Source organism: Nocardia yunnanensis (assembly GCF_003626895.1).
Lineage (GTDB): Bacteria > Actinomycetota > Actinomycetes > Mycobacteriales > Mycobacteriaceae > Nocardia > Nocardia yunnanensis.
Map to the genome: position 1 here is coordinate 2,207,576 of NZ_CP032568.1, position 15,080 is coordinate 2,222,655.

The 15,080-nt window shown below is 66.8% G+C and carries 13 protein-coding genes and 2 pseudogenes; 9 read left to right on the forward strand and 6 right to left on the reverse strand.

Features of this window, described 5'->3' with window-relative positions; genetic code table 11:
* Positions 1-62: 62 nt before the first annotated feature.
* Together D7D52_RS10145 and D7D52_RS10150 are read right to left on the reverse strand one after the other, a co-directional pair.
* Entirely contained in the window at positions 63-287 is a 225-nt protein-coding gene (locus tag D7D52_RS10145) for a hypothetical protein (RefSeq protein ID WP_120736083.1), read from the reverse strand.
* Positions 288-293: 6 nt separating this feature from the next.
* Positions 294-656: a MerR family transcriptional regulator gene (locus D7D52_RS10150; protein ID WP_246023741.1), complete on the reverse strand. Its 363-nt coding sequence runs from the start codon at positions 654-656 to the stop codon at positions 294-296.
* A 524-nt stretch (positions 657-1,180) separates the two neighbouring features.
* Here D7D52_RS10150 and D7D52_RS10155 point away from each other — a divergent pair.
* The 4 genes and pseudogenes from D7D52_RS10155 to D7D52_RS10170 all read left to right on the forward strand — a co-directional run bounded on the left by D7D52_RS10155 (position 1,181) and on the right by D7D52_RS10170 (position 4,863).
* Complete coding sequence (locus D7D52_RS10155; protein WP_162958251.1) at positions 1,181-1,609, forward strand: ATP-binding protein; 429 nt, start codon at positions 1,181-1,183, stop codon at positions 1,607-1,609.
* A 257-nt stretch (positions 1,610-1,866) separates the two neighbouring features.
* Positions 1,867-2,070 (forward strand): cold-shock protein, encoded by a 204-nt coding sequence (locus tag D7D52_RS10160; RefSeq protein WP_120736085.1) that lies wholly within the window; start codon positions 1,867-1,869, stop codon positions 2,068-2,070.
* Positions 2,071-2,539: 469 nt separating this feature from the next.
* Complete coding sequence (locus D7D52_RS10165; RefSeq protein ID WP_120736086.1) at positions 2,540-3,769, forward strand: metal-dependent hydrolase family protein; 1,230 nt, start codon at positions 2,540-2,542, stop codon at positions 3,767-3,769.
* 54 nt (positions 3,770-3,823) lie between these two features.
* Positions 3,824-4,863 (forward strand): annotated as a pseudogene (locus D7D52_RS10170) (NAD(P)-dependent alcohol dehydrogenase).
* A 42-nt stretch (positions 4,864-4,905) separates the two neighbouring features.
* On the opposite strand, the gene D7D52_RS10175 reads toward D7D52_RS10170, so the two are convergent.
* Positions 4,906-6,027, reverse strand: coding sequence for a DDE-type integrase/transposase/recombinase (locus D7D52_RS10175; protein WP_162958252.1), 1,122 nt, complete (start codon positions 6,025-6,027; stop codon positions 4,906-4,908).
* A 352-nt stretch (positions 6,028-6,379) separates the two neighbouring features.
* A complete protein-coding gene (locus tag D7D52_RS10180; RefSeq protein WP_162958253.1) occupies positions 6,380-6,565 on the reverse strand; it encodes a hypothetical protein in 186 nt (61 codons plus the stop codon).
* Between the two features lie 156 nt (positions 6,566-6,721).
* On the opposite strand from D7D52_RS10180, the gene D7D52_RS10185 reads away from it, so the two are divergent.
* The 3 genes and pseudogenes from D7D52_RS10185 to D7D52_RS39065 form a co-directional block, all read left to right on the forward strand.
* Positions 6,722-8,008, forward strand: a complete 1,287-nt coding sequence (locus tag D7D52_RS10185; RefSeq protein WP_162958254.1) for a hypothetical protein — start codon at positions 6,722-6,724, stop codon at positions 8,006-8,008.
* A gap of 468 nt (positions 8,009-8,476) precedes the next feature.
* A complete protein-coding gene (locus tag D7D52_RS10190) occupies positions 8,477-8,617 on the forward strand; it encodes a hypothetical protein (protein ID WP_162958255.1) in 141 nt (46 codons plus the stop codon).
* Between the two features lie 150 nt (positions 8,618-8,767).
* Positions 8,768-9,013: pseudogene (locus tag D7D52_RS39065) on the forward strand (Hsp20/alpha crystallin family protein); the annotation flags it as partial.
* A 228-nt stretch (positions 9,014-9,241) separates the two neighbouring features.
* Here D7D52_RS39065 and D7D52_RS40125 read toward each other — a convergent pair.
* Positions 9,242-9,940 carry an ANTAR domain-containing protein gene (locus D7D52_RS40125; RefSeq protein WP_120736090.1) on the reverse strand — a complete coding sequence of 233 codons (699 nt, stop codon included), beginning with the start codon at positions 9,938-9,940 and terminating at the stop codon, positions 9,242-9,244.
* A 318-nt stretch (positions 9,941-10,258) separates the two neighbouring features.
* Positions 10,259-10,990, reverse strand: a complete 732-nt coding sequence (locus D7D52_RS10205) for a sigma 54 modulation/S30EA ribosomal C-terminal domain-containing protein (RefSeq protein ID WP_120736091.1) — start codon at positions 10,988-10,990, stop codon at positions 10,259-10,261.
* A 1,067-nt stretch (positions 10,991-12,057) separates the two neighbouring features.
* Between D7D52_RS10205 and D7D52_RS10210 the strand changes: the two genes are divergently transcribed.
* Together D7D52_RS10210 and D7D52_RS10215 are read left to right on the forward strand one after the other, a co-directional pair.
* Positions 12,058-13,419, forward strand: coding sequence for a WS/DGAT/MGAT family O-acyltransferase (locus D7D52_RS10210; protein WP_246023981.1), 1,362 nt, complete (start codon positions 12,058-12,060; stop codon positions 13,417-13,419).
* Between the two features lie 1,030 nt (positions 13,420-14,449).
* Positions 14,450-14,797 (forward strand): hypothetical protein, encoded by a 348-nt coding sequence (locus D7D52_RS10215; protein WP_120736093.1) that lies wholly within the window; start codon positions 14,450-14,452, stop codon positions 14,795-14,797.
* Positions 14,798-15,080: the final 283 nt, after the last annotated feature.

Here is a 15,080-nt window from a genome sequence, read left to right on the forward strand (position 1 = left end):
GTCCGGCAAAGAATCCCGCGCCGAGAGTGGCGTACACGGCTCGGTTGCCACAGTGGGTTGTGTCAGTCCTGTTGTGGGGGGATGCCGGTGGTGTAGGTCACCGGCCAGCAGGTGACCCCGGGTGAGTGCGGTCGGCCGGTGCCGTGTTCGATGGTGGCGGGCCATTCGCCGGTGCGGGCCACTGCGGCGGTGACGTTGAGGCGGATCACCGCGTCGAGGACGGCCGGGTTCATCGCCTGGGGCAGGAAGACATCCATGTGGCCGGTGCGGGTGTCGGGCATGTTCATGTCGTTTCAGGCGGGGTCGTTGCGCTGGTCGAGGGTTTGTTGCAGTTCGGTGTTGACCCGTTGTGCCTCGGCGAGCTGGTCTTCGAGGATGACGATGCGGCACGCCGCGTCGAGGGCGTTTCCGGCATCGGCGAGTTCGCGCACGCGGGCGGCGATGCGCAGTTGGTAGCGCGAGTAGCGTCGGTGCCCGCCCGGCGACCGCTGCGGGGTCAATGACTCGGCGGCGTCGAGACCCCGCAGGAACGCTGGGGTGACGCCGAGGATTTCGGCGGCACGTCCCATCGAGTAGGCGGGGTAGTCCTCGTCGTCGAGTTTGTCGGCGGCGCTGTGACCGCCGGCGGGCCGAGGGTGGGGGTTCGGTTGTTGCACGGGGCCTTTCGGGTCAACGCCGACAGGCCCCGGCGCGGTAGCGCCGGGGCCTGGGATCTACGAAGGGGGGAATAACTTTCATTGCTTTCACCGGCCCGTCAGGGCCGCTGTCACACACCGCATCCGATGCTTCCCTGGATGCGGACCTGATGAACAACTACTCAGTGACCACCTCCTGGGTCGCCGGTATTCCTACGGTGTTAACGGACGTACTTGTTCGCCTGATGCTTCGTCCCCTTCCGGCAGGTCCGGCCAACGTGGCCCGGGGGTCTATCTGTCGTCCGCCGGAAGGGGACGGTGAAACTTTCCTTCTTCCGGGCAGTTCACCTGCCCGGCCACTCGGACTCTCATTAATTCGAACGACAGCGACTCTATAACGACCTTCAACGAATGTCTACACCCGACACAACAGATTTTCGTCAACCGGCGGGGTGTTCATGTCACATCAGCAGACGGGGTTTCAAGCCTCGAGGACCGGGTAGCTCCAGGGGACTCGAGCAACGACGCGGGCAGGGGTGATGGTCATGTCGACACCGGTGGCCGAACGCGGGCACCTCGGCCGGGACCACAGCGCTGCCGCAGATCTGGACCTGGATCTCGATCTGGTCGTGGTGGGGTGGGCGCGGGCGCGGGTGCGCGAGCTGCTGGCAGGCCTACCCCCGGTGGTGCTCGCCGATGTGGTCCAGGTGTTCGATGAGCTGGCCAGCAACGCCTGCCGCCACGGCGGCGCGCCCCGGCGGTGCCGGGTGTCGCTGCACCCACAGCGGGCGCGGGTCCGCATCGAAGTCGACGACACCGGTCCCGGAATGCCGCGGCTGCGGGCCCCCGACGGCACCGGCGGGCGCGGCATGATCCTTATCGACCGCCTCGCCACCGCATGGGCCTGCACCGCCCGCCACGATCACAAGACCGTGTGGGCCGAACTGGCCCTCGAGTCCCCGCATCCGACTTGACCGGCCGCGGCCGCGGTCCGCAGCCGAGAACAAGTCCCGCTCACCGTTGCGTCGAGCGGGGCGAAAGACCCGCGCTGTGCGGCGCCGGGGCGGGCCGGTCTCGGCGCGAGGTTCAGCCGTCCGCACTCCTCTAGGCCGGACCCTCGCATCCCTGCGATGCGAGCGAACGATGACGGTTGTGGCATAGTGAGAGGTTGAGTATGGGCTTCTCACCAAGAATTTGCCCGGCTCACAACAGAAAAGAAGTTGATTACAGCATGGCTCAAGGCAGTGTGAAGTGGTTCAACGGTGAAAAAGGCTTCGGCTTCATCGCTCAAGACGCAGGCGGCCCGGACGTCTTCGTGCATTACTCAGCCGTGAGCGGCTCGGGTTACAAGTCCCTCGAAGAGGGTCAGCGTGTCGAGTTCTCGGTGGAGCAGGGCCAGAAGGGCCCGCAAGCCCAGGACGTCCGCGCCATCTGATTCCGCGCCAGCGCGTGATTGGTTTGTGAAGAGCTTCGCACCGGTCGGTGCGGAGCTCTTTTCGTTGGACCGGAACACATCTCGACGGCACGCTGCACAACGCCGCACTACTCGAAACACCCACGCACCCAACCTATTCCACCGGTCGCTATCCTCACCGTCGCCTTCTTACCTGCGCCGCGGTGTGGGTCGGCCCCGATGGCAGTGTCGCTTTCGGCGGGTCCGATCATGCCACCAACGCGGTCGCCGCGAGCGCCGTTCTGGTCGTCTTGTCCTACAGCGGATTCCCCGCCGCTGCGGCCATCGCGGCGGCGGGAACCGGGACTGTCCTGGTTCTGGTTGCTCGGTTGCGAGGATGGAAGCTGCCCCAAGCCAACCCGGGTCTGCGTGTGCCTGCGGACGAGCCCAGCCGCCGCGACCTAGGATGGTTCCAGCTCGAGGCCGGTACAACCGATCGGAGGGGCAGCGGATGGTGACGCTTTTGACCGGCGCAACGGTGTGGGACGGACTCGCCGACTCTCCTGTGGGCGTCCGCGACATCCTCGTCGAGGGAGATCGGATCAGTCGGATCGCCGAGACGATCGCGGCTCCGGATGGTGCGCAGGTTATCGACCTGTCCGGTCACACCGTGACACCGGGATTCATGGACTGCCACACCCATGTCACGATCACACCCGCTCTGGTTCCTGTGCTGGCGAGGTCGTCCGCGGCGACCGCGCTGGCGACGATACCGATCCTCGAGACGCTGCTGGGTAACGGGTTCACCACCATCCGCGACCTGATGACCGCTGACCTGGGCTACAACACCCTGGATCTGCGTGACGCGATCGCCGCCGGGATCATCGCCGGGCCTCGGATGCTGGTTGCCCCGCACATGATCTCCGCGCGCGGCGGGCACGGTGACTTCAGTGCCACGCTGGCCGATGAGTTCCAGGGCCGTCCTCGGCTGCTGGAGATGTCGGCTGCCGATGGTTGCGAGGAGATTCGCTCGCGGGTGCGCACCGAGATCAGGGCGGGGGCGGACTGGATCAAATTCGGTGCCACCGGCGGTTTCTCGAGCCCCTCGGATGATCCCTCCCAAACCACCTACTCCCAGCAGGAGATGGATGCGCTGGTCTCGACCGCGCGAGATCTGGGCCGGCCCGCCACCCCGCACTGCTACGGCGACGAAGGAGTCCGTCGCGCGGTGCGCGCCGGGGTGCGCAGCATCGAACACGGCAACCTCGCCACCGCCGAAACCCTGCAGATGATGGTCGAGCACGGCGTCTACCTCGTACCCACCCAGTACACCATCCTCGACGACGCCCGTCGCGTCGACGACGACGAGTACTGGGCCGGCAAACCGGAGTACAAACGCCGCAAATTCCGGATCCACCAGAAGGCTCTGCTCGATGGCGCCGAGCACCTCGCGAATTCCGAGATCAAGCTCGCCTTCGGCACCGATGCCGGGATGTTCCCCCACGCGGAGAACTGGAAAGAGTTCCCGATGATGGTCTCCACCGGCATCACCCCGGCCCGCGCGTTGAAGGCCGCAACCAGCGTCGCCGCGGAGATGCTGCAACTGTCCGATCTCGGTGTGCTCGAGCCGAGCAAGATCGCCGACATCATCGCCATGCCCGGTGATCCCTTCACCGACATCGACGCCACCGGCTGCGTCGATTTCGTCATGAAGGAAGGCATCATCTACAAAAAGCCCTGATCAAGCGCTTAATCAACCGAACCGACGGAGAGGATTCACGCTGTGAGCGAAATGATGAAAGCCGTCCAATATCGTGCTGTTGGGAGCGTCCCGGAAGTCGTGCGCATCCCCAAACCCGCTCCCGGGCCCGGGCAGGTCCTGTTGAAAATCACCGCGGCCGGCGTGTGCCATTCCGACATCGCCGTTATGAGTCTCCCGGCCGACAAGGTGAGATTTCCCTTGCCGCTCACTCTGGGCCACGAGGCCGTCGGCGTGGTCGCCGAACTCGGCCAGGGAGTCGACACTGTCTCGGTGGGTGATTCGGTGGCGTCTACGGGCCGTGGGGCTGTGGCCGGTGCGCCGAGTGCGCTGCCGGGAAAGAGAACTACTGCCTGCGCGCCGCCGAACTCGGGTTGTTTCCTCCCGGGCTCGGCGCACCCGGCGCGATCGCGCAGTACCTACTCGTCGACGATCCCCGTCATCTCGTCCCCATCGGTGATCTCGATCCGGTGACAACCGTTCCACTCACCGACGCCGGTCTGACCCCGTACCACGCCATCAAACGCGCGCTGCCGAAACTGGTTCCAGGGTCCACCGCGGTCGTCATCGGCGCTGGAGGACTCGGCCATGTCGCGATCCAACTGCTGCGCGCCTTGACTGCGGCGCGCGTGATCGCCCTCGACATCGGCGACGACAAACTCGAACTCGCTCGCACCGTCGGCGCACACGTCGCTATCCACTCCGACGACAAAGCCGCCTCCCAGGTTCGCGAACTCACCGAGGGCCACGGTGCGGAGGCCGTTTTCGATTTCGTCGGAGCTCCGGCGACCGTGAGCACCGCCGCGGCCTGTTGCCGCGTCGAAGGCGATCTCGTCATCGTGGGCATCGGCGCAGGCAGCGTCGCGGTCGGGTTCGGTACCCTGCCCTACGAGGTATCGGTTACCTCTCCGTACTGGGGTAGCCGCAGCGAACTCATCGAGGTCCTGCAACTCGCGCACGCCGGCGCACTCTCGGTCCACGTCGAAACCTACCCCCTCGACGACGCCCCCGCCGCCTACCAACACCTGCACGAAGGCAAGATCAACGGCCGCGCGGTCATCCTGCCCAACCCATAACGTCTCGGCCACGCATCGTAGATTTTCGCCACGACCGGCCAGTCACGGAAACGCTGGCCATGAATTCCATTCCGGTGGACGCAGCACCACCTTGCCCAGCCCGTCGCGGCACGCGATCAACGGCTTCAAGGCGTCGCTGTCGTACTGCACGTGATCCAGCACGAACCCGGTGCGCCGCAACGAGCGCCGCTCCACCGGCAGAAAATCGACCAGGAACGCGGTCTCGTTGGTCACCGTCGGCGGCGCGCCCTGGGCAGCCACCTTCTCCGCCCATACCCCGCCCGGGGTCCGCCCGCCCAGCCCCTCGTGTGGTTCGCCGTGATAGCAGGCCACGGCCAGCGCCATCCACCGCTGCAATTCGGCCAGCGTGAGAACAGCTTTCGCGTCGCTGTCGTAGTCGCGGCGCGACCGAGTGTCGGAAACGTCGTCCCGGGCAGTTCGTGGACCATCGTCATGGTGCCGACCAGCCGCTCGATCACCCCACCGATATGCGGCTGCCCCAACGGCCGGCACCGCACATCGATGGCCGTGCTGTTCACTACCGCGCCGCAGGGCCTCGCTCTTGAACTCGCTGGCATTGTCCACATACATCTCACGCGGCTTGCCGCTCATCGGCCACACCGCCGCCACCCCCAGCCGTTCCAGCCGGGCACGTTTGTCGATCGCCATGTGCGCCAGACACAATCCGACCGACGTCGCCGACGGCGCTTCCAAAGTGACCACGAACCCGGGCACGCACCAGGTGGCCTCGTCGATCGCCGCGGTGACATAGGGACGGCCGATCGGCAGCCGATGAAATTCGTCGACCACGATCACATCCGCCGGAGTGTGATCCATCTGCACCCGCTCCAACAGCCCCTCCACCGGCCGTGCGGCACCGCCCGCAGCCCGCAGCGACCGCGCGGCGTTCTGGCCGTCCCGCGCGGTCGTGGCCTTGACCGGGTCGAGCTTGCCGATCCGCCGCGCCACCGACCGCGACGGCGGACGTAAACCGGCCATCCTGCACTCCCGGTCGATTTCACGGCAGATCACCGCCACCGACCGCCGCTGCCGAGACAGATACCGCGACCGCAGCACCCGGCGCACGATCGCCTCCACCTCGCCGCTGAGCCGTTCCCCGCCCCGCCCGCCGGACGAGCGGCCCGGCAACAGATCCGACGCCACACCCTCCCCGTCTCACCAGCGCATACACCTGTCGCTGCGTCACCCCTAACCGGGCGGCGGCCTCCTCGGCGACCACGACACTCACCCGATCCAGCTGCGCGAGAGGACCGATCACCTCCGCGCGGCGCACCGCCGTCTGCCAGTCCGTCCGCCTCCGTCGTGGCCAGCGCACCACGATCCGACAAATCTCCGGCCATCCCCACAGCCCCCGTGCTGAAGACGAGTACGAGTCAGAAAGCACGGTACTGAACACGAGTACGAGACACGCCGATGTTCGAAGTCCCCTTCAATCGCAACCGAATCCGCACGTCAGCGCTGAACACGACCTCGAACAATCACAGCAACACCGTTCTCATGCCAGCTCGCGTTCGAACGTCCGCCGCCACTCGGTCGGGCCCGCATACGGCGCGAGCAGCAGGGTGCGTTGGTTGATCGCCTCCTCACCGGATTCGATGGCCGCGATAGCAGCATCCGTGAGCAAGGTGGTGAGCTCGTGCGAGATCGGCGGGTGGTCGCGCCGAAATTTCTCGATGATCATCGACTTGCCGTTGTTGGTCGGCCTGTGGCCGTCTCAGTTTGTGATTGCTGGAGTGTTGCCGAATGTCGTACGGTCGGCGAAGACTTCACTGATCGAGTCCAGCCGAAACGCGGAGGCGGGAATGCAGGTAGATCGCCCCAGCGGCGCATGCGGTGCGTGATCGCGCACTGGCGAGCGACTGTTCAGACGGCCGCGCAATACACGGCGGTCACCACCGCCGGTCTGGCGATCATGATGCCGATCAATTACGGCTGGTTCGAGTTGGCGCCCTACAAGGTCGACGTGATGGTTCGCGAGGTGCCGCGCGCGATGGAATCCGGTGCGATGATCGCGGTGGTCACCGCGGCATTGGTGATTGCCGCGGGCAGTGGCCGCGCCGCCTGGTTCCTGGTACTCGTTGCGCTGCTCGGCATGCTGGCCAATCACACGGTTCTGCCGTTCGAGGTGGACTCGCTGACGTCGATGAACTACATCGATTCGCTCTTGGCCGGAGTGCTCATCGGCGCTCTCGCGCCCGTCGCATGGACGCGTTCGGCGACAACCGGTGTCTATCTGTTCGGCTGCCTGAGCGCCGCGATCCTCGGTGACATCGTCCAGCGGCCTACTGACGGACACGCTGCCAATCCACTCGAGCGACTGCTCGGTGGCGCGCCGCCGATCTGGCCGATCCTGACCGCTCTGGTCCTTGTGGGTCTGTGTGTGGTGGTTCGGGCTGTCGACGTATCGGTCGCCGAGATCGACCACCGGTTCCCACTACGCAAAGTGCTTTCCGGCGGCGTGCTCATCTCGAGCGTCGCGACGATGTCACGTTGGCTTGCCGAGGATGGTGACCGGCCACCCGTCGTGGTCAGTGCAGTAATCCTGACCGTCGTGGGCTGCACCGTTGCCGCGTTCCTCCTGCCCGAGCGCGACGGGGTGGCTGTCCTGCTGCTGGTCGCCTTCGCCGGGACGTCCAGCGCTGTAGTGACGATCCCGCGGCCGTGGTGGGCCGACCTACTCGCCTTCGTAGCGGTCGGAGTCGGTATGGTCGCGGCCCAGCGGTGGCCGCTTCAATCCGCGGCGATTGGCCTGTCGGTCGGTATGGCCGCGACGGCGGTGCTGCTTGCGCTGAAAACCGCGCCGAACCCGACCGCTTCCACACTCGGCGTGGGGTGTATCGGTCTGACCGGCGGATACAGTGCGGCAGTAGCCGCGCCACCGCGCGCGGCCAGTGCCGTCGTAGCCCTCACCGCGTTGTTCGTACCATCGGCCGCAGTGGCCCTGCGCGGCCGCTCCTTCGACCAGGTCGCCTATTCCAGCCAGTGGTATCGCTTCGCTCCCGACACCCACGACGCGGTACCCGCCCTTGCGGCGCTGGGCCTTGCCCTGGGCACCGGGGCGGCGATCTGCCTTCTACGACGACTCCGTCGGCCGAAAAACGGGAAATCCGACTCATATCGGTGAGTCCTTGGGCAAAGACCGAACCCGGTAAACCGACCAGACGTGCCACGAACATATCGCTACGTGCCAGATCGCCGATGCTCGCCCTCGCCCGCTCCGGGCGTGAACGACCTCGTGCCGGTGCGGGACATCTGTTGCGGGAGAGTCGATCACACGATGCCAAGAAGGGGTCTCCTGGGTATACGCCCCGCCACACCGCAGATTCGCAGCCATGTCCCGCCCGCCGCGACGGTCTTGACCGCCGCCGAGAGAATCGCATATTCCGGCGGGCCGCGAGTGAAAAAATGCCCCCGGGTCATGATCTGCCGAAATCGATTTACCCCTTCTGAACTGGACGAACCATGACCGGATTCGTTTTCACCACCTGATCACGGTTTGATAAACAGACGAATGGGGAACCCAGATCACATGATCATCCCCCCACGAATTCGACCCCCGAACGCGACGAGCATCGATCTCACCAGCAGTGTCTTGGCTCTGCTCGCATGCACGGTGTTCACCCTGGGATTGATCGCGCTGACCGGTTCGCTGCCCACCGCCGCGGCCGGCGGCGCCGGGTTGGCCGCGGCCTGGGCGATGACCCTGCGGATGCTGGCCGTACCACGCCCCTGACCAGGCAGTGCCCGAAACCCTAGTCAGTCGTCGTCCGGGCATCCGGATCACGCAGCAGCCGGTAACCGCCGCCGAGATCGGGCCGAGGAAAGCCGTAATGCCGTCCAGACGCACGTGTCTGCGCACGAACGCCGAGAGCCGGGCGGCGGCGACCTGGACGTGGAACGCAATGTGGTGACGGTGAAAGCCTCGCGCCCGGAACTGGATGCGAGTTGGTCGATGATCGCGGCCGAACGCACCCGCGGGGTGTTCTCCCGTCAACTGTTCCTGGGCGAGAACCTAGACACCGACCGGATTCGCGCCGACTACCGCGAAGGGGTGCTGCGCCTGTCGATTCCGGTCGCGGAGAAGGCCAAGCCCCGCAAGATCGAGATCAGCCGCGCCGAGGACCGGCAGGCTCCGCGCCGACGCAACTGCTACAGCGCCCCCGGCCAGGCTGGGCCGCCTGAATTCCGCGCAGGGCAATGGTTTCGATCACCGCCGAGGACTGCGCGCATGGTGTGATGGAACGACACCCTGGTGAGCGGCCACGCGGAAAGGGAGCAGATCATGCAGGGCACGCCCCGACCGATCCGCTGGTCGTCGATTCAGGTGCGCTGGTGTGACGGTATCCGATGATCGAATTCACCGCAACGGTGCGTCCGGCCGACACGGACAATTCGCGCGATGGGTGAGGGGAGGCGGGGCGGGGCGTAGTCTGCCCGGTGTCGGCGGGTGTGCCGGTGGCAGGACCGGCCGACACGAGGGGCTCACGGTGGGGCTCGGCTTCCCGGTTGATCGACCACGGTGAGCCTCTCGTCCACGCGGCGCGGTCCTCGATGGGGGCTTTGCCGTCGATGATGAGGAGATGGCGGAATTCTCGCCCGATATCGGCGACTGTTTGCACAAACCCGGCCCGGGCGAGAAGTCCCATCGACGCCGATGCCCATACCGTCCGTTACTGGTTGGCACCGTGCGGAACCGGAGGTCAGCAAGCGACCCGGACCGACCAATTCGAGCGCGGCACCGCATCGCGATGCGAGCGGCGGGCGTCGGCAGCCCTGAGGGGCGTCCCCCTGAACCTCCAGCCCAGCACACCGGCCATCGGGGTCGGCGCTGGTGGATGGTGAGTAGCAGGTGATCGAAGCTGGTGCGAACGTGCGCATCCATGGGGGTGAGCGCGGTGGAGGCGTCGACCAGATCGCGCAGTTTGGTGTTGGTCTCCTGGGAGCGCCAGCGCAGCACGCGGAAGGCTTGCTCGGGCGACAGCCCGTAAACGGTCATGAGCATGCCCTTGGACTGTTCGATCACCGCTCGTTGGGCCACGACCTCGGCCAGGGTCATATCTGCCCGCGGAATCGCATCGCACGGCACCTGTCGGCAATCCCTGCAGACCGCCGCACCGGGGCGAACTGGCGTAGTCGATGAGTGTCGCTGCTACAACGATTGCGACGATGCACGGACACTGGAGGCGGGCACAGCGCCGACAGCCGGTGCCGCTCACGCTATTCGTCAGCGGTGAAGGGGCTTCGACGGTTCGACCGTGGAATCCTGCTGACACGATGCCATGGGGTTGCGTTGGGGCTGTGCGGCCGACCCGAAGGGCGGCTGCGGATCGGCCGCACCCGATCCGGCGATGTTGCAGGCATCGTCGGTGGTCGCTCAGTGCCTGGACCGGTGGGTGTCCGGAGTCGGGGACAACAAGGTGAGTTCGTGGTCGTAGCGCCGATACAGCAGTCGTCCACGCTCGTCGGCCGAGTCGATGTAGAACAGGAACGGCAGGCCCTGTTCGCACAGCAAGGTCACCGCGCGCTCCTCGTCGAGTACAGGGGTTTTGCCGGGAGCGATGGTCGGCGCCAGAAGCGAGGGTGCCGGGCACGGATAGGTGCCGTGCTGGCGAGCCAGCTGAACGCCCTCGGGCCCGGCGCGGTAGACCACACAGTCCTGTCCGGAGTGGGCGTCGAGGAAGGTGTAGGCGTCGTAATCCATTCGGTCCATCGCCACGACAGCGTTGTGCGGGTCCAGTTCCGGCCACGCGTAATGCTTGCGGCGCACGATCGAGGCACGTTGGCTGGGGTGGGCCAGTGTTCGACGACCGGGCTCGAACCACCATCGCACGCGGGTACCGATGCCCATCCCGTAGAGCTGGTGATCGAGTCTGCCCGCCGCCCGTGTCACCGCCTGTGGACCGGGACCGGCGGCCTGCATCCGTGCGCGGGTTTCGTGGAGCTGGAAGTTCACCTGAATCACCAGCGGCTCGAGCGGATTCCGGAGACGAGACAGCCGCATCGTCACCGAATCCGAATGGTCGCGACGGGCGAGGACCGCTCCGATCGCTTCTTCGGCGCGCTGAGCCTCGAGGGGGCGCACCGCACCGCGAACAACGACGTTCACCCCCGGACGACATGCGGTGGGCAATTGAGAAGTTATCACTGGACAACCTTCGGAAACTCGAGAGAAGCGAAGCTGCGTGAACCTCGATCCCACCACGGCAACGATCCGGCAATATAGAGCACAAAGTCACTCTGAAATCGGCGGGCACGCAAGCCTCGAACAGCGGCTGACCGAGTTCCTGTCCCACTTGGGCGACCTCGATGGCCCGCTGACGAGTGCGCGGGCACCCGCGTTACGCCCCCGGCTCGAAGCCCTGGACTTCGAGCTGCGGACGACGGTCGGGCCCGGGCCGCGCCGCGCTCCGCGCCCGCCACCGCGATGCCGCGGACCGGCTGGCCGCGCTCCTGAACCGCGCAGGCGACCATTGAGACGACGCGGCCGGGTCCCTGCGCGGCGAGGGACGGGGTTGAGTCGTACGCCTTCACGCCGCGCAAGCGCGTATCCGAACTGCGGAACTCTCGACCCGCGCGGGCCAGGCAACCCACGTGGCGGACGGGTGACCCGAAAATCCGTGCGACGGGGGCGATTCCGGTGGATCGGCACAAGAATCGGGTGCCACGGTCGTTCCCGCGTCATAGGTCTGCACGCTGGTAGCCGCGCCGGGGCGCCCGGAGAACCGACGCACGACCGGTTCGCCGCACGGGCCGGTCGTGGCTACCGGCGCGGTAACGGAGGCGGCGCAGTCACCGGTTCCGGGGGTGAGAGGCAGTTCGGCCCACACCGTCGTACCGCCCCGATGATGGGTGACCATCGGCGATGACCAGGCGAAGAGCGCAGCCGACGCAACAACCCCGTCGGCGCGCATTGGCGAGCCCGGCGACCGGCATCCCGGCGAAGGCCGAGTGTCCGATGAAAATCAAACCGACCGAACGGTGTTAAAGTGTGAGCTGTCACACAGCGGCGATCGTGTGGCGTGTATTCAAGGCCCTACCGGCCGCGCCGTCATCATGGTCGGGTGAGCCGTTCACCAGGTCCGGAGACCAGTGTCGCTCCCGGGTCCGGTCTGCGCGTGTGATCGATTCTGGTGCCAGCCGTGCCGGTCGGGTGAGGAGCAGGTCGTGGAGTGGATGTCGCCGTTGGATGCGTTGTTCGTGTTGGGCGAGGGCCGGGCACATCCGATGCATGTGGGGTCGGTGCTGTTGTTCGAACCGCCCGCCGACGCGGGTCCGGGTTGGGTGGACACGGTCTGGGAGACGTTGCGCGCGGACGGTCCGGTGCATCCACTGTTCCGCACTCGCCCACATCGAATCGGGGGCGTGGGATATCCGCGGTGGCGGGTGGAGCCGCGAGTGGACCTGAATTCCCATGTGCGGCGGTGGGGTGTGCCGGGGGCGGGTAGCGTCGCCGATTTGTTCGAGGTGGTGTCCTTGTTGCACGCGGCGGTCCTCGATCCTGATCGCCCGGCGTGGGAGGTCCACCTGATCGAGGGTCTGGCAGACGGCCGGATCGCGGTCTACGCCAAAATGCACCACGCGCTCGCCGACGGGGTCACCGCGATGCACCTGCTCGAGCAGACCCTGACCACCGAGCACGATCGCCACCGCCCGCCCCGGGCGCCGTGGCAGCAGCTGCGGTCGCTGCCCACACCCGATCCGGCGTCCCCGCGATCGAGGCCCTCCGTCCTCGGCCTGGCACGGCCGCTGCGTGCGGCCGCGGACCTCGCGCCCGCGGCCGCACGAGTGGCGTGGACCGCGCTCCGACTGCAGCACACCCCGTGGCCGTGGCAGGCTCCGCGCACCGTGTTGAATACCCCGGTCGGCGGGGCCCGCCGTTGCACCGGCCGGTCCTGGCCGCTCGAGCGGGTCCGGCAAGTCGCCAAATCAGCCGGCACCACCGTCAACGACGTCGTTCTCGCCCTGGCCGCCGGCGGCCTGCGCGGCTACTTGAGCGAACGCGGCGCGCTGCCGGGCAAACCCCTGATCGCGATGGTGCCGGTGTCCCTGCACCCATCCTCGACCACCAGCACGGCGGCCTCGGGAAACCAGCTCGCGGCGGTGCTGTGCCCGCTGGCCACCGATGTGGCCGACCCGCTGGCCCGGCTGCATGCGATCAGCGCCGCCATGCACGACCGCAAACGGCTGTACCGCAAGATGTCGCCCGCCGAAGCGATGGCCGCCTCGGCGCTACTGCTGACCCCCGCCGCCCTCACCGTGCTACCCGGGACCGCGGGCCGGGCCGATCCGGTGTTCAACCTCGTCATCTCCAACGTGCCCGGCCCCCGCGACCCGCTTTATTGGCACGGCGCCCGACTCGACGCCACGTATCCGATGTCCATCCCGATCGACGGGCTCGCCCTGAACATCACCGTGACCGGCACCGCGACCAGTCTCGACGTAGGCCTCACCGCCTGCCGGCGGACACTGCCCGACATCGACCGGCTCCTCGATCACTTCGACACCACCCTCGCCGAACTCGAGAATGCCTCCTGACATTCCGTGATGACCAGGCGGAGGTATCGGATCGGCGGTGGAGCCAACGGCCGCCGGTGACGTCTTCCATCCGCTCAGGGCAGGCGAATCGATGCTGTGGGCAATCCATCCGCGCCGTTTCCACCGCTCGGGCCTGCCCGGGGTCAGGGTTCGGACACACCTGCGCGACGAGAACGGCGACCCAGTCCTCTATCGCCGCTCAGGCATCGCGACCGGGGCATTCCCGCGATTGATCCTTGCTTGTCGGTGCCTACTCACCAGCTCTGCAAAGCCGGACGACCCGCCTGTGGTCTTGTCGACAACCCGCCCCCGGTACGGATCGAGACGTCCGTTGCCCTCGATTACGGGCGCGTCCTGGGTTGGCGTCGATCGGGTACCAACCGATTGGATGAGAGTGCGGGCAGGTGTGTGCTTGGGAGTGTCGGCGCAGCACGCGACCCGAGTGTCCGAGCCGATATGAGGGTCGCGCCCCACACGCCTTCCCCGGAGCGTGGGGCGAGACCCTTGTCCATCCCGCCGGAATGACCTTCGATGACACGGACCGCATCCACCCCCGCCCCGGCCGCACGCTGGTGGCGCTCGGCATGCGCACGAGTCCGCGCACTATGGGCGGTACCGGACGACCTCGACCGCTGGAACCTCGACCGCGCCGGGCGCCCGGTGCGCCGTCACCGCCCCCACCTGCCACACCGCTGAGGCCCACCGGCCTGGCCCCTGGGCAACCGGTCCACCTGCGCCCGGCCGGACTTCCCACACCCGCATACCGCTGCCCGAGATCGGCCAGCATGCTGATTCAAATCTAAATACCGACTGGTTTCCAGCAAGTTGTCGGAATCATCCCCTATTTGCGGAACGCTCGTGCGCGGTTGGCCGTCAACCGCGCGCCCGCTGATTAGCGTGAACTGTCAGCTACGGGGAATATCCGCTGGCGGCATAGGGAAATGAGTGGGCTGTCATGGAATCTAGTATCGATCTAGCGACACGATTGGGATTAGCTTTCGATCTCTGGGAGCGCTGCCATGGGCGCCCATTGAGTGAGACCGCCGTCTCGGACTGGCTGCAGGCGGCGGGCCACCGGATCGCGACTGCCGAAATCGCAGCCTTGCGTCGAGGCGCGGCGACAATCGCCGATCCGCGGCTGTGTGAGTGTCTGGCGCAGCTGTTCGGGCTGGACACGGCATTTTTCACCGGCACTCCCACTCCGGCCGATGATCGCGACACGGTCCTGGTGGAGGACCTCACCGCCACGACCTTGCGCCGTCTGGGCCACGTGGCCGCGGGGCTGTCCACACGAGCGCTGCTCTACCTCGAAACGGTCGCCGAGCAGATGCGCCGTAGCGAACATCTACCACCGGCCTCACACACCGCCCGCCCATGAACTCGACTCGGATCAGCCGGCAGCACACTCCCTCGATCAGCCGCTGAGGCCACCCCGGCCTGCCGAAGTGGCCTCGGCGGCTGCGATTGGAAAGTGTTGTCGCGCCGGCATTGACTCACTCGCCGGCAACCGCAGTGGACGCGATGATCGGTAGCACCCACGGGTCGCTGTCACCCCCTGCTCCGCCGGGCATCTTCACCGGGCCGCGGTCACAGCGAAAGATTCTTCCACACTGACGATTTCGCGTCGGCGGGCCGCGATCACGCTGATACCGAGCGCGCTC

What these genes read in the sequence shown, in the direction of transcription:
- D7D52_RS10145 (WP_120736083.1), bottom strand. Translation starts at nt 287, where the DNA reads ATGAACATGCCCGACACCCGCACCGGCCACATGGATGTCTTCCTGCCC.
- D7D52_RS10155 (WP_162958251.1), top strand. Translation starts at nt 1,181, where the DNA reads ATGTCGACACCGGTGGCCGAACGCGGGCACCTCGGCCGGGACCACAGC.
- D7D52_RS10160 (WP_120736085.1), top strand. Translation starts at nt 1,867, where the DNA reads ATGGCTCAAGGCAGTGTGAAGTGGTTCAACGGTGAAAAAGGCTTCGGC.
- D7D52_RS10165 (WP_120736086.1), top strand. Translation starts at nt 2,540, where the DNA reads ATGGTGACGCTTTTGACCGGCGCAACGGTGTGGGACGGACTCGCCGAC.
- D7D52_RS10180 (WP_162958253.1), bottom strand. Translation starts at nt 6,565, where the DNA reads ATGATCATCGAGAAATTTCGGCGCGACCACCCGCCGATCTCGCACGAG.
- D7D52_RS40125 (WP_120736090.1), bottom strand. Translation starts at nt 9,940, where the DNA reads ATGACCCTGGCCGAGGTCGTGGCCCAACGAGCGGTGATCGAACAGTCC.
- D7D52_RS10210 (WP_246023981.1), top strand. Translation starts at nt 12,058, where the DNA reads ATGTCGCCGTTGGATGCGTTGTTCGTGTTGGGCGAGGGCCGGGCACAT.